A 14,566-nucleotide genomic window follows, 5' to 3' on the forward strand; every position below is an offset into this window, starting at 1 on the left:
AAGGCTCAGGACCTGCAGTTCAGCCGAAACCGGAAAAACCTGGGCGAGCTGGATCAGCAGAACGATTATGATAACTGAGTTTGTGCGGAACCGGGTCATAGCGTCTCCAGATACTGCCGGAGCAGGCGCGAGTGCGGGAAGGGCGGCGCCTGCGTCTCGAGCTGTACGAGCACGGACTTCGCTTCCTTCTTCGTCGCTGTTTTATTGTTGCCGCAATACATGATCGTCCATGCCATCGCCTGGTAAAACGAGTGCTCCTGACGTGCCGGCGCGATGGTCAGCACGCTCTGGAACTCGGCGATCGCATCCGTATAGCGCTGCGAGAACAGGTAGACGATGCCGAGGTTCGAGTGCGCGTCCGGGTCGGTCGGGTTGGTGTCGAGAACACGCTTCCAGACCTTTTCCGAACGGTTGATAAAGCTGAACTTCGGGTCGAGCGCGACCTTGCCGATCATGCCTTTCCACTGCGCGACCGCTTCGGGACCCTTGCCTCCAAGCCAGTACAGGTTGCCCAGCGCGAGCTTCGGCGCGGGATTCTTCGGATGCTGGAGAGCCGCCTGCGAGAACGCCTCGAACGCGTTCTTGAAGTTGCCGAGCAGGGTGTGCAGGAAACCGAGGTTCATCAGCACTTCGAGATTCTTCGGCGATGCCGTGCGCGCCTTTTCGAAGCGGTCGAGCGCTTCGCTCATGAAGCCCTTCTCGGCTGCTTCGAGCCCGGCCAGTGTGTCCGCATCCGACGGATCTTCGGGGCGCACTGGCTTTGGAGCCTCATGCAGCTTGTATTTAGACGTGACGGGAGGGGGCGGGAGCGGCGCAAACTGCTGTTTCGCCGACTTCAACCCTTCGAGTCTCTTGAGCACCCACAGCTTTTCTTCGTTGCTGAGAGCCGATCCCGTCGTCCCCGGCCCGTACGAGTACGGCGCCTGGCGGGCGATGACCGGGAACTGCTCGAGCCGTTTGAGCACCCACAACTTTTCGTCGGTCGTCATCGTCTTGCCGTATTCCGGAACCGGTTTGCCGGCGGCCGCCGGCGACACGCTCTGCGACCGATCGGCGCCCTCGATCCGGCGCTGGATCTGCTCCTGAACCTGCTTCACGTTGGCATACGACGGCCCCTTTTCAGGGGCGAGAAGCCGTGTGAGCTCCCACAACTTCTTGCGGGCGTGGCGCCTGATCGGCGAATCGGTCGGGGCTTTCGCATACAGCATCTCGTAGGCGTCCCGGGCCGGCAGATATCGGCCGAGCCTGATGCGGGCCATGCCCAGCAGCGCCATTGCCTTGTAGTGGCGCGGCTTCAGGCGCAGGGCAGCGAGGGAGTAGCTTTCGGCCGATTCGAACCGCTTGTCTTCGTAGGCCATCAGGCCGAGATAATAATGAGGCTCGGGATCGGCCGGCTTGAGTGACTGGGCGTTCACGAACGCCTGGCGGGCCTTGTCCCGCTTCTGGAGGCGATACTGCATGCGCCCCATGTTGAACTGGAGATCGTACGAGTTCGGATTGAGCTCGAGAGCCTTTTCCCACGCCCGCAGGGCCGGGTTCGTGAGGCCGGCCCGGGCATACATGTCGCCCATCTCATACCAGGGCTCGAACTCGCGCGGCGCGAGCCGCTGACACTCGAGATACAGCTCCTTAGCATGGTTCACGAGGCCCTTGCTGCGATACGTGCGGGCCTGGGCCAGCAGCTTCGCGATGGGGGCGTGCGATTTCATCTCGGGAATCGGCAGGTCGGTGTTCCGCTCTTCGGCGAGCTTGAGCTTGTCGTGCAGCGTCGAAACAACCTTGACGAGCGTTTCCTTTTCAGGAAGGTCCTTCTTCAGCTTTTCGAGCAGTGCCAGCGATTCGGGAACCTTTTTCAGCTTGGCAAGTGTCAGAGCCTTGAACAATCCTGCTTTCACGTGGCCGGGCTTTTTCGCGAGCACGGTGTCGAACGAGACGAGCGCCATCTCGAACGTGCCCGAGAGATACTGGGCGAGGCCGAGGTTGTATCTCGCGAGGATATAGTTCGGATCGAGTTCGAGGGCCTTGTTCAGCTCGGAGATCGCCTTGTCGAGTTCGCCCTGCTTGAAATAGACCCAGCCCAGCGTGTGTCGGAATGCAGCCCGGTTTCCGTCGAGGGTGACCGCCTTGTTCGCCATCTCGAGCGCTTTGTCGAGGAGGGTGCCGCGCATGGCGTTTATATATGCCAGGCTCGACAGACTCTGGGCCTCGTTCGGATTGATCGCCAGCGCTTTCTTGAAAGCGATTTCCGCGTCGCCCCAACGATTCTGTTCCATGTAGCAGAAGCCGAGAACGGCGTGAATCTCGGCGATTTCCGGATGCTCCATGCCGAGATGGATCAGCCGGCGTACCGCTTCCGGCACGTTGCCCTTGTCGATCAGGCCCTGGATTTCTGACATCACTGGGAATATATTATCCCAGTCCCGTTCGGCCTTCCGGCCGCCGATCCCCTGCATGTGCTTGACCGGCACGTCGAGTTCGATCGTCTTGCTCTCGGCGGCGCGGGCGGCGAACTGCTCCGGCTTCGTTGCAGCCATGGACTGATCCATCAGGAGCTTGAGCATCTGCACACCGCGCTTCGCCTCGGGGCTGTTCGGCGGCGCGTTCTTGAGAACCTGACGGATCTCGTACAGAGCCGACTGGAACTCCCGCTTCGTGGCCAGGAACACGGCCCTGGCAAACCGCGCCTGCAGGAATTCAGGTTTCAGCTCGAGAGCCTTGTCGATCTGTTCGAGGGCCGTCGTCACGTCATCGCGCCGGTGCTCGGCGACGGCAAGCCCGTAGTAGCACAGGGCGAGACGGCCCGACATCGCCTTCGTGCGGAGTTCCGCCTCGACAGCAGCATCGGATTTGCCGTCATCGAGCAGTTTCTTCGCTTTCGCCCGGTTCTCCTTGAGCGCGTTCTCGCCGATCAGGATCGCCTGCTCGAACGCGACGGTCGACTGGTGCAGAATGCCGAGCCGCAGATACACTTTTCCAAGGTGGTAGTAACCGTCCATCGAGGTCGGATTCAGCTTCACGGTGCGTTCGAGGGCCGTCTTGGCGTCGGGAAGGGCGCCGCGGGTTTCCGTCAGCAGACCCAGCATGTAGGAAGCCTGGCCGAGGTTGCGCTTGTAGGCCGCGATCTTGCGCGCCGTGGCGATCGCCTTGTCGTTGAGGTTCGCCGCCCGCTGTTCGTAAAACAGGCCGTTCAGCTGGTCGAGCTGCGTTTCGATCTCGCCGATCAGGCGACGGGCGAAATCTTCGGCCTCGGCCGATTTCTTGAATGAGAAAGCCAACTCCGCGAGGTGGAACAGCGCACGCGGATGTTTGTCGTTGAGCTTGAAGCACTGCTTGTAGGCGCCGTATGCCTCATAGGGCTTGTCGGTGCGCTGGAACGCATAGCCGAGCATATACCACGTTTCGGCGTCGCCGCCGTAACTGCGGACGGCGTTCTTGAACTTGTCGAGGGCCTCAGCGAATTTCTTCTCGCCCATCAGCTTCGAGCCTTCGGCGACGAGTTGTTCGGCAGTCTGTTTGTTTTTCTTTGTCGTGGCCGCCTGCTGCTCGCCGAGTTGTTCACGGCTGCGGCTGTCGGTGGCGAGAATGATCAGATCATACGCTCGCTGACGTGTCGGATGGTCCGCCGGGGCTTCCTTCATGATCTGACGGGCCAGTGTCAGGACCTTGTCCCACTGTCCCGCCTGATACAGGCCTTCCGCGTTCGAAATCGACGCCGAAAGCTTGTTTTCGAGGGCGTAATCCATGGCGGCATCGGCCGGCAGCGCCGAGGCGGCCAGCCAGAGTCCGAACAGCAGGATGAGACGTTTTCTGGTCATACGACGGATCAGTTATCGGCAGAAGTGCATCTCTCCCTGAATACGAGGAAAACATGAAAAATCCGTCATCCTGCTTCGAGCACGCGGGCAGGACGCGAAGGTCCCGGGTATGCGGCACCCCTTTTCCCTGGCGATGATGAAAACGGGAGGAGCGGGAGCCCAGGTGCATTGCCGCTTCGGTGGCGAGTCAGACGATAGGGTAGAGCCGGACCTGGTTTCTGCCGCGCTTTTTTGCCTCGTAGAGGGCGGCGTCGGCGGCTTTAACAAGCACCAACGGCCTGTCCATCCCCTTCGGATCGAATTCGGCGGCTCCGATGCTGATGGTGACTTCGAGCGGTTTTCCCTCATGAACGAGGGGGTTGGATGAAATGGCCGACAACAGCTTGTCGGCCAGGTGGGATGCGCCCGTGAGATCGGTTTGGGGGAGGAGAATCGAGAACTCCTCTCCTCCGTATCTGGCGGCGAGATCATGGATGCGCAGCTTGTCGCGAAGGAGTTGGGCGACGTGTCGCAGCACCTTGTCGCCGACTATGTGGCCGTAGGTATCGTTGAACCTCTTGAAATGGTCGATGTCCAGCATGAGAAGAGAAAGCGTGGAACCGTGGCGCCTGACCCGGTAGAACTCCTCGAGAAGACGGTTCAGGAAGTGCTTGTGATTCAGGAGACCGGTCAGCCCGTCGGTGGTCGCGAGGTAGAGAAGTCGTGAATTGTGAATGGCGAGGGATGCCTGCGCCGCGAACACGCGCAGCAGCTCCTGCACTCGGTCTGTGAACGTGTTGGCCGACAGCCGGTTGTCGAGATACAGTACCCCGATGATCACCGACTGGATTTTCAGCGGCGTCACGGCGAGAGACAGGATCTTGTTGAGAACGATGCTCTGGTTTCCCGCGACCGCCGGATCGGTGGACGTGTCGCGGATGACCACCGTCTCGCCCGTTTGAAAGCAGCGCCTGATAAGGCTTCCGGAGGTCTTCATGTCCTGCTCGATTTCGCCGGTGCCCAGTCTGCGCAACACGGCCATTTCGAACATCTGCCGCTGTTCGTTGAAGAGAATGAGACCGCCGCGTTCGGCGCCGGTGACCTCGAGGGCCATATCGATCGTATATTCAAGCAGGCGCTGGAAATTGGTGATCGAGCTGAGGGCGAAGCTGACTTCGAGAACCGCGCTCAACTCGCGCATGCGGCTTTTTATGACCGTTTCCGTCGAATCCACTTCGCTCTGGACATCCGGGGGCAGCCTGAAACGCAGGTCCTGAAAGGTTTCCCGGACCAGGTTCTCGTTCCGGCTGAGGAAGAAGGGAAACACCGGCGGATCGCTGGTTCCCCCCGCCGGGGACTTCAGATCGGCGATGCCGGTCATGCCGATCTCCGGGCCGGCCTCGAGAAAGAGGAAGACGTCCTGGGACAGCTGGGCGACCGAGCCGGGCTGGAATGGCAGGAAGATGCCCGGCTGGATTTTCATGCCGTTGATGGGTGTTCCGAAGGTGCTGTGAAGGTCTTGGATGAGGACCTGGCCTTGCGCGTCGCAGCGGACGAGAAGATGTTCTCTCGAAATGTTCAGGGAATTGAGCCTGATCTGGCAGGAATCGGTGCGACCGATCTTGATGTCGCCGGTTGCCGGCGTAATGGAACTTGCGTGCAGCAGGTTGCCGTTCTGATCCTTCAACACGAGTTTCATCCGGATATGTCCTTTGTCGCAGCCTCGAGTTCGGCTTTGATCTCCTTGAAATCGGAAGGGCGATTGTTCGGATTCTTGCTGATGCAGTCGAGCATGAGAACCTCGAGACGGGGCGGGCAGTCAGGCCTCAGAGAGCGCGGTTTGGGGGGATCCTGGACCAGGATGACGGTGACGTCATCGCCGGTGAAGGGGCGCCGGCCGCAGACCATCTCGAAGAGCGTCACGCCGAAGGCGAAAATTTCGCTCGCCAGGGTTGCCGGCTGTCCGCGCAGGCGTTCCGGGGCGAGATACCATGGGGTGCCGACGACGACGCCGGTCTGGGTCAGTTGTACCTTTCGTGCGCTGGAAGCAAGACCGAAATCGACGATGCGGGTGCGGCCTGTTATTTCGATTAATATATTTTCCGGCTTGATGTCCCGGTGCAGAACGCCGCGTTCGAAGGCGTGCTGAAGGCCTTCGGCGACTTCACTGCCGATTTTCAGCGCTTTATCGAGGGCGAGCGGTCCCGTTTCGAGGAGGGTGCGGAGGTTTTCCCCCTTGATGAACTCGAAAGAGATGAAAATCGGCGGCGAAACGGAGACGTCGAAAACCTTGGGAATGGACGGATGATCCATGGTCGCGAGGATTCTCGACTCGCTGAGGAATCGCTCGTGGAGCTCGGGGTCGGTCTGAGCGAGACTCTCGTTGAGCGTCTTGATCGCGACGGCCCGGGCGAGAATCTCGTCGAAGGCCCTGTAGACCGTCCCCATGCCGCCGCGGCCGACCTCGACAACCTGGACATATCGCGGCGGGAGGAAATGTGCCGTTTCTGATCCTGCGGGGAGGGGAGGTGCGCCGGCCGGGATGCCGGGAGTATCCTGGCTCGTCTGCGACGGCCTGGGGGAAGGGGGGGGAGCCGAGGTTCCGGGAGCCGGGGATTGCATCTGACGGAGGCGGCGGGCGAACTCGAACGCGGGATGATAGGACGGGTCGAGCGTCAGCACCTGCTCGAGGGCCCTGCCGGCCCCCGCCTGGTCACCCGTTTCATACAGACATCGCGCCAGGGCGTAATGCCATTTGACCTTTCCCTTTTCAACTTCGGCGAGGGCTTGAAAGATGGGCAGCGATTCTCTGTTGAAAAGTTTCCTCTTGTCGTACGAGTCGCCCAGGAACTGAAGAGCTCTGGAATCGCGATGGGCGCGGTAGTATTCCCAGAGTGCCTGTCCCGAGTTCCGGGAAATCGGATGCCCGGCGAGCATCACCGCGAGAAGACGCTTCCCCCAGGCTTCCCGGGCGGGGTTTCGGATGCAGGCATCGTGGAGCTGTTCGATCGACTGGGAATCCGAGGCCTTTCTTGCGACGATGAGGTCGATTCCGAGATCCTGCCACTGGACGGCGGCCTCGGGATAGCGCTGTGCCGACGATTTGATAAGCTTTTCGGCTTTTGAAAAATCGCCGGTCAACAACTTGCCTTTGATCAGGGCGGTCGCCAACGGCTTATCCGCAAGCACGCGATCTTCTTCCGACTGGATTGCCGCGATCAGGGTTTCCGCCTCTTTTCGTTGCTCTGGGGCCGGCGTCTCATTTTTCATGAGGACGATGAGGCGATCCCGTTTTTTCTGCCACTCGCTGCGGAGATGCTCTTCGGAAGCCTGGCGCCATCTACGATGAAGCACGCGGAAGACAAGAAGCGCAACGAGGCATGCGGCAAGAACCGGAAGCAGAAATTCCAGTTCTCCCACTGGCAGCCGTTCCATTGGAAAATACCGATCCTCCCCATGAATCCTCAACTGGCAATCCTAGCATTCAAACCGATCTTTGACAATCTTCTGTATTGGGGCAGTATTCCGCAACGTGAAAGCACATTCGGATAGAGGCGGCGCAATCACGGGGTTGAAGAGGGGCGCCGAATGCGCCTATTGAATCCTGCATATCAAAAACCAGCTTCGGGTCTCCGTTCGTGTTGAGCTTGTCGAAGCACGAACAGCCACATTCTCAGGGCGAACGGGTGGTTTTCATCCTGCAGGACTCAATACATGCACGTCGCCTGCCGGCGATGGGAGTGAAGCTGGTTCGCCGGCAGGCGACGGAATCGGGGACGATGCGGGGGGATCACCGGAGAAGCCGGTCGATCAGCTCCTGGAGGGTTTGCGCCTCGAACGAGGCCTTTTTCAGGCTCGGAATGCCGTTTCTGATGAAAATGTTGTCCGACGACTCGACCCGTTTCTGGATGTCATCAAATTTCGCTTCGGCATCGGGGGCGTTCGGATCGACAGCGATCAGCTCGTCATACATCTTCGAACATTCCTCCACGAGGCGATCGAAATCGGGTGTTGCGGCCAGGTTGATCAGATACGCCGCCGTTCGTTCCCGCTTCTCATCTTCCGTACGGATCGCGGCTTCGTGGGGAGTGTCGGGATTGCCGTGCAGGGAACAGGTCGCGCGCGGGGATGCCGACTCGAGACCGGTCAGGTCGTATGTTCCGCCGTCGGGGCAGGTCGCGGGGGTTTTCAGATACCCGAGCTGGACGAGACTCGGCTGGAGATTTCCCGAAATCGTTGCCGGAAGCGGCTGGGAATAATCCATGAGCAGCATTTCAAGCGCCCCCATGAGAACACGAAGGTTCGCATGACAGGCGTTTGTCTTGTCGGGCTTTGCCGCGACGCTTGCCGATGCGGGCAGATCCAGTTCCATGCCGATGTCGCGAAAGAGCTCCGGGTTCGTTTTGGCGTCGCGGAGCGTGTTGATGAACCCCGTGCGCTCATACTCGACGGATGCCTTTATATCTGCGGCAGGGCTGGGGATGCGCTTGAAGAAATCCGTCAGGCGGGTTTTCCAGATCTCTTCGGGATGCCGCGAGCGGAACTCGATGAGGGCGTTCGCGGCGATTTTGCGGATGGCGATTCCGATCATGGTGCTGATGATCAGGCCGTTGTCCTCGATATGCTGGCCGAGCATGAAGGTCGAAGTCAGCGTGTCAAACGCGGCCTCGGGCCTGCCGTCTTTTTCCTGCTGCCAGGCCCAGGCTCTGGCGAGCCGCGCAAGCTGGCGGAGACGACGGTAGGGAGGGATGTAGTCGGAAAAATGCTGGCGGTCGTCTGGGGTGAAATTGCACTGCCGGCAGGCCGCGCCGAGGCGAAGAAGATCCATCGCGCTTTTGACTTTCGGATCGCGCAGGAGCAGGGCTGATGCAGTGCTGAGAGCGCCCAGAGCGTCGAAGGTCTCGATCTTGCCGAATTCGTCGAGAACCTCGTTGGGAACGGCCGGAAGATGCCCGATCGCGTTCAGGTAGCGAACGGCGCCGTTCGGATCATTGCCGGGCCTGGCGATAAGCGGATGAGCGATCAACAGGAACGATACGAGAACCACCAGTGCGTTTTTCATGGGAAATCCTCCTGATATAATATTTGTTTATATTAAAGAAGGAACTGGCGGTCTGCGCCGCGAGGCGCGACCGTATCGAAAACGAAATTGAAGGCCGGTTCGCGTTCGAGACGGTGCTTCGAAACGATGGAAAGCACGCTTTCGACCTCATCGTCGGGCGGCGTCGCGTACGCGACAGGAACGTTCGCCGGGAGAGGGTTCGGCAGTGATGCCGGAAGCGCTCCGGACGACGGTGGCCTGGACGGGGCGGTCGAAGAATATGATAAGGTATAGAATACCAGGCAGACGAGAACTGCCAGCGTCAGTCCGATGACGATGAGGGGCTGAAGCCGCGGTTGCGACCATTCCGCTCGCCGTTCGAGCCGGCCGAGCAGATCGTCCGAAACCGGCGGCAGGGGGAGCCTGCCGCGCAGGGATTCGGCGAAGGGATCGGTATCGTTCATTCCACCCATGACAGGAGCTCCTTCAGTTTCGAGAGGCCATACCGGTAGCGGGACGAGGCCGTCTGCAGCGGGACGCCTTGGTGTTGCGCCAGTTCCGCGAGGGACAATCCGCCCCAGACGCGCAGGACGACCGCTTCGCGCTGTTCCTCGAGAAGTTTCGCCAGCGCCCGACGGATCTCGAGGCCGGTCGTCGGGTCGGGGTCGGCGGTTTGCTGCGGTTCCTCGTCGCCCAACGGGCTCATCGGGCGCCGTTTCGCCTGCAGCGCGCCGTTACGGACGGACGCGAAGAGGTAGGCGGTCGGGTTGTCGATCGCGGCCATCCTGGCGGGGGTTTCGACCCAGGGCAGGAGGGCGTCGTGAATGATATCTTCCGAGGCCTGTGACCCGAGGCCGAACGAACTCATCAGGTAGGCTTTCAGGCGGGGCGCGAACTCTCCGTAGATCAGCCGGAACCCTTCTTTCGGATTCCGGCGGTAGAGGTCCATGATCGATTCGTTCGGCATCGGTTGTTTCATCCTTCACCTGGAATGATACGCAAACCCGCCGAAATTATTTCGCGATTTTTCACCCTGGTGAATTCATGATTCCGTATATCAAAAGCCCGCTTCACATTCCCGTTCGTGCTGAGCCTGTCTACGCACGAGTGCTCTTGCCCTTCGAAAGGCTCAGGGCGAACGGTTCGGTTTCATTCTCTGGGACTCAATATTCTGGACTTGATTATTCCGCTGATGCCCGAAGGGCAGAAATGCTCTTCCATAACAACCAGAGCGCTGGAAGGAGAAGGGTCCGCAGGTAGGTGCCGGCCATCGATTCGAGGATTTCGAGACGGAGGAAGCCCTGGAAAAACCGGACGACCCACAGCGCGGCCATGATCGAGACGAGAAGGAGCGCAAGAGTGCGCTGACGGGTGTCGTGCGAGTTTGCGGCGCTGGATTGGAACGTTCTGCCCAGCAGGCCCGGCAGGTTCGGGACGGCCAGGGCCAGCATGGCGACGACCAGCAGGGGCGACGGCATCGCTTCCAGGGCGAACGGATCCGCCCGACGAACAAGGGAGACGACGAACAGGGTCAGCTTGACGACCCATGCGGAGAGATACCAGAACATCATGAGCGGCAACCATATAATATCGCTAGATATATTATCGCGAAACCAGGCGGACGCCGCCGAGACGTTGATCGCCATGAGACTCCAGAAAACGGTGACGAATCTGAGAGACGGTCCTCCCGGAAGCGGCCCGGCGAGCATGCCGAGCAGCGCCAGAACCGCAGGCCCGCGCGGCCATTCGAGGCGGCTTCCGAACTGCCAGAGCGCCAGAGCCGCTCCGACGAAGAACGCCCTGAACGCGGCACTTCGGCCCGCGGCCCGGGTTCCGCCGAGAAAGGCAATGACGGCGAGAAGCGCGAATCCCAGAACCCTTCGCGCCGAGGCGAATGGCGATCGACTCGTGCCGGCGATGAAGTCTGCGACCGCGGTGATCAGGACGGGATCGTACTGCTCGGTGAAATGGTCCGACAGGCGTGAGAGACGAAGGGGCGTCGGCGATGCGGCGTGCTCGTCCAGGGATTCCCGAATCTCGGAGACGGGGAACACCTGGTCGAGCGTGCCGGCGAATGCCGAGATGGTCGCGAGATGCGCCATATCGGCCGTCGCGAACGAGCCGAGGATCGACACGCTTCTGAGCGGGCCGGCTCGAGATCTTCCGGCGAACGCCAGCGACGGCGGGACTCCGTCGGAATGACCCGCCAGATGAAAGGGGAGAGGCCCGGTATGGCTTGCTCCGAGAGTCGACAAGGCCGACTCCAGTTCCCTGCTTCTGATGCGGACGCCTTCATCCGTCGTAACCGTGGGGGAGTCGAACGCGAACAGAGAGACGCCCCGGTTCATGCACTCCCAGGCCAGGGGCATGAAGATCTCGCGATGGGAGTTGGTCCCATGAGCCGCGAGAACCACTTCCTTCATGGGGCCGCCGGGGGAAAACAGCAGGCCCTGATAGCTTCGGCCGTCGAGCGTGAATCGTTCGGTCGTCACGCGGCCGGAGAGCCCGCCGGTGTCGAAAAACTGCATGACGAACAAGAGCGAGATGAAGACCAGCCAGATCGCCCAAGCGCGGCTGTTCCAACCGGCATCCGATGCCGTCGGCGGGCAGGACTCGTTCATCGGGAAAATCCCGGCGCCACGGAAGGCTCTTCAGCTGCAGTCGGCCGTTCCATTTCGACGATCCGGCGGCGAAGCTCCTCGACCTGCTGATAGATTCTGTAGACATCGTGAAAGCCCGGCGACGTGCGAAGGGCGGCGTCGAGTTCGTTCAGCGCTTCCTGCGGCCTGTTCAGAGCCAGGAGCAGTCGCGCGGCATCGAGCCTGAACTGCTCGGAAGCCGGATCGAGCTCGATCGCGTGCCGTATCAGGGGAAGGGCGTTGGCGGTGGCGGACGCGGCGGCGATGATACGGGCCCGTTCCGACCAGAACAAGGCTTCCCGGGGATTGATGTCAACGGCCCGTGCGTAATGTCCGAGCGCGGCCTCCGCATCGGAGCGGGCTTCGGCGGCGCGTGCGGAAAGCGCCCAGACCATCGGATCGGACGGCCGCTGCATTCTCAGGTCGACCAGCCGGGCCTCGGCCGTGCGGATATCGCCGGCGGCGAGTTCGGCAGAGGCGGCGTCGAGCTGCTGTTGATGCCGTGTTTCCCTGACGGCGAGCAGAAGATATATCAGAAGCAGGGCGATGGCGAGCGGGCGAACCTTCGCGGTTGAGTTCGTCGCAGTTTCAGCGGAAGGCTGTCCGGAAGTCGAGCCTGAGGCGAGGAGAGCGCCGACGGCCAGGGCGAAAAAGGCTGATGTCGGCAGCATTCGCGAGGAGAATCCGCTCAGGTTGTGGAGAAAAAAGACCGCCCAGCAGCCGGCTGCCGCTCCGGCAGGCCAGGAAGGGGGTGACGAGACTGCCCGCTTCGCGACGACCCACCAGAGGATGAGGCTGAGAATCGCGAGCAGGGCCGCGGCGAGCGGCCCGGCCTCGACGAAGGTCTGGAGAAACTCGTTGTGGGCGTTCATGGGATAATCCCCGCCGACGCACCTGAAGCGCGGATACACCTGGGAAAACGTGTGGAGACCGTAGCCGGTCCAGGGAACGCTCGCGGCCGCCGCGTAGATGCCCTTGTTGATCAACGTGCGCTGGGAGAACGTCATGTCCTTTGTGTTGCCGATGCTGATGAATCGATACTTGAACGGGCCGGATAAAAATATGATAATCAATATAAGAGCGACGATAGAAAGAATGCGGGCTGCGCCGGACCATGGCCCTTTCGGCGACGGCTTCCAGATGATCGTCGAAACGACGACTCCGGCGATCGCCGCCAGGTAGGCGCCGCGGCTGAAGGTCATCAGCAGGGCGACGCCCGTCGTCAGCAGGGCCGCCCCGAAAAACGCCTGGAGTCTCGATTCGTGCTTTCGCCACTCCTCCGATGCGAGGGCGAGGCCGCAGATCTGCCAGGGGATCAGGGCGGCCAGGAAGGCGCCGAACACGTTCGGGTCGGTGAAGATGCCGGCGCACCTCGTCCGTATGACGGCGCGCAGAGCGGGATCGGCCCATGTGAGCGGCATCGGGGCCCCTTCCGCGTATTCCTGGAGGGCCAGGGCACCGTGAAACAGCCCCGCCAGCCCGGCGGAGAAGCAGATGCCGGCGAGCCATCCCGAACGCCCCGCGTCGCCGGCTGCCGCCGCGGTCAGCATCACGAGGGCGAGCAGTTTCAGGAAGGCCGGAAACGACGCGGCCGCGTTCTCGGATGTGGCTACGGAGAGGCCGATCAGGACGAGCCAGACAGAAACGAGATGCCAGAATCGGCGCGCAGGCCCTCCGGATGCCGCCCGTGCGGCGCCTTCAGGCCCGGCGATGCCGAGCAACCGGCCGAGAAGCAGGCCGGCCGCCGCCATTTCGAGCAGGAAGACGGCGGTCGTCTCGCCGCCGGCGTAGATCACGGGCAGGACGAGGATGACGAACGCAGGCAGGAACCCTGCGAACATCGCTTCCGGCATGACTGGCTCAGCCCTGCGGGTCGGGGGCGACGGGGCCGTTGAGACCGTTGGGCTGCGTGAAGGGCTTGCGCTCGATGATCAGCCACTGTTTCGCCAGTTCAGCCATCGTCTGCAGACAGTTCCGGTAATGCGCGTAATCGTTTCCCGGCATGTACGTCTTGCGCGAAACCCTGAACCGGTCGGTGAACTGGAGGGTCTGCCTGTGGTGAGTGAGGGTCGATTCATACGACAGACATCCGCAGGTCCAGGTATAGCCGCGGTTCCAGGGCACCCAGCGGAACCCCTCCGGAAGCTCGAAAACGACCGTGTTCACGGTCTCCTCGGTGGCGTAGTAATCGAGCGGATACGTTCGCGTCGCGAGGCCGGCGGAACGGGAATTATAGCTGATCCAATGGTTGCGGAATGCCATCAGATCCTCCGATGCCCGGATGGCGCCGTCCGTGATCCGGTAGTTCAGAACCAGCGTCACCGGGGCGTTCAGATCGTCGAGGTCCGACAGGGTATATCCGGAAAGCTTCGCCTTGGGATGCACGCGTTTGGCCATCTGCTCGGCGAAATTCTGCCGTTCCTGCTCCTTGGCCGCTTTCAGGCCGCGAAGCGCCGTCTGGCCGGGGCCATGAACCGTTCGCACGTCGCGCACGTCCATCGATCCGTCCGCGCCGACCTGGACGAAGATGTGGCGCTCCGTGCGGTTGGCGGCGCCGCCTTCGGGAATGCGCTCGAATGCGAAATCGGTTCCCGACGCCGTCAGAAAGCACGCCGTCGTCCCCTGGGCGTCGGTGTCGAGCATGCCGAACGGAAGATAGTCATTATCGCAGGCGGTATAGAACGTGCGGCCGTCGATTTCCAGCCTGAGAATCGCCGCGACCGCCTGGCCGAAACTGGGAATCTCCGCGTTGATTCCGCTGACGTCCCAGCCCTGCATGAATCCGACGCGACTGTCGATGCCGAGGCGCTCGAGCGCGAAGTGAAGCAGGGCGACGCGCGCCAGGGAGTTGCCGTACCGCTTCGTCAGGGCGACGTCGATCTTGACAGGCTCGACCCCGCCGGCCGCGGGACATCCGATCGAGAGGAACCGGACGCGCCGGACGAGCCTGTCATACACCGCCGCCGCTTTCGCGAGATCGTTCGACGCCGATGCGGCGCCCGTCTCGGCGATGAACGCGTCGAGAAGGGCAGGCGTCGGCGCGGCCTTCGCCAGAGCCCGGGAGAACTCGCCTGCGAGCTCGCTCCAGGCGG

Annotated in this window: 9 protein-coding genes; all 9 read right to left on the reverse strand. The window is 61.6% G+C overall.

The window, feature by feature from the left end; all coding sequences use genetic code 11:
* Positions 1-95 precede the first annotated feature (95 nt).
* Entirely contained in the window at positions 96-3,815 is a 3,720-nt protein-coding gene (locus PLU72_19665; GenBank protein HOT30401.1) for a tetratricopeptide repeat protein, read from the reverse strand.
* Between the two features lie 187 nt (positions 3,816-4,002).
* Positions 4,003-5,493, reverse strand: a complete 1,491-nt coding sequence (locus tag PLU72_19670) for a diguanylate cyclase (GenBank protein HOT30402.1) — start codon at positions 5,491-5,493, stop codon at positions 4,003-4,005.
* Complete coding sequence (locus PLU72_19675) at positions 5,490-7,229, reverse strand: serine/threonine-protein kinase (GenBank protein ID HOT30403.1); 1,740 nt, start codon at positions 7,227-7,229, stop codon at positions 5,490-5,492. Before PLU72_19675 ends, PLU72_19670 begins: the two co-directional genes overlap by 4 nt.
* Before the next feature lie 355 nt (positions 7,230-7,584).
* Positions 7,585-8,856 carry a hypothetical protein gene (locus PLU72_19680; protein HOT30404.1) on the reverse strand — a complete coding sequence of 424 codons (1,272 nt, stop codon included), beginning with the start codon at positions 8,854-8,856 and terminating at the stop codon, positions 7,585-7,587.
* Positions 8,857-8,888: 32 nt separating this feature from the next.
* Positions 8,889-9,308 (reverse strand): hypothetical protein, encoded by a 420-nt coding sequence (locus tag PLU72_19685; GenBank protein ID HOT30405.1) that lies wholly within the window; start codon positions 9,306-9,308, stop codon positions 8,889-8,891.
* On the reverse strand, positions 9,296-9,802 hold the full coding sequence (locus tag PLU72_19690) for an RNA polymerase sigma factor (GenBank protein HOT30406.1): 507 nt from the start codon (positions 9,800-9,802) through the stop codon (positions 9,296-9,298). The genes PLU72_19685 and PLU72_19690 overlap by 13 nt, the downstream gene beginning before the upstream one ends.
* A gap of 214 nt (positions 9,803-10,016) precedes the next feature.
* Entirely contained in the window at positions 10,017-11,456 is a 1,440-nt protein-coding gene (locus PLU72_19695; GenBank protein HOT30407.1) for a hypothetical protein, read from the reverse strand.
* The gene (locus tag PLU72_19700) at positions 11,453-13,327 is read right to left on the reverse strand and encodes an O-antigen ligase family protein (GenBank protein HOT30408.1); all 1,875 of its coding nucleotides are present in this window, start codon (positions 13,325-13,327) and stop codon (positions 11,453-11,455) included. The genes PLU72_19695 and PLU72_19700 overlap by 4 nt, the downstream gene beginning before the upstream one ends.
* A gap of 7 nt (positions 13,328-13,334) precedes the next feature.
* The coding region (locus tag PLU72_19705; GenBank protein ID HOT30409.1) for a hypothetical protein at positions 13,335-14,566 on the reverse strand (1,232 nt) is incomplete at its 5' end.

The organism is Candidatus Ozemobacteraceae bacterium (assembly GCA_035373905.1).
In the GTDB taxonomy this organism is placed as follows: Bacteria; Muiribacteriota; Ozemobacteria; order Ozemobacterales; family Ozemobacteraceae; genus MWAR01.

Excerpts from the sequence above, each read along its gene's own strand:
- PLU72_19690 (HOT30406.1), bottom strand. The coding sequence starts at position 9,802 with ATGCCGAACGAATCGATCATGGACCTCTACCGCCGGAATCCGAAAGAA.
- PLU72_19675 (HOT30403.1), bottom strand. The coding sequence starts at position 7,229 with ATGGAACGGCTGCCAGTGGGAGAACTGGAATTTCTGCTTCCGGTTCTT.
- PLU72_19685 (HOT30405.1), bottom strand. The coding sequence starts at position 9,308 with ATGGGTGGAATGAACGATACCGATCCCTTCGCCGAATCCCTGCGCGGC.
- PLU72_19695 (HOT30407.1), bottom strand. The coding sequence starts at position 11,456 with ATGAACGAGTCCTGCCCGCCGACGGCATCGGATGCCGGTTGGAACAGC.
- PLU72_19665 (HOT30401.1), bottom strand. The coding sequence starts at position 3,815 with ATGACCAGAAAACGTCTCATCCTGCTGTTCGGACTCTGGCTGGCCGCC.
- PLU72_19670 (HOT30402.1), bottom strand. The coding sequence starts at position 5,493 with ATGAAACTCGTGTTGAAGGATCAGAACGGCAACCTGCTGCACGCAAGT.
- PLU72_19700 (HOT30408.1), bottom strand. The coding sequence starts at position 13,327 with ATGCCGGAAGCGATGTTCGCAGGGTTCCTGCCTGCGTTCGTCATCCTC.
- PLU72_19680 (HOT30404.1), bottom strand. The coding sequence starts at position 8,856 with ATGAAAAACGCACTGGTGGTTCTCGTATCGTTCCTGTTGATCGCTCAT.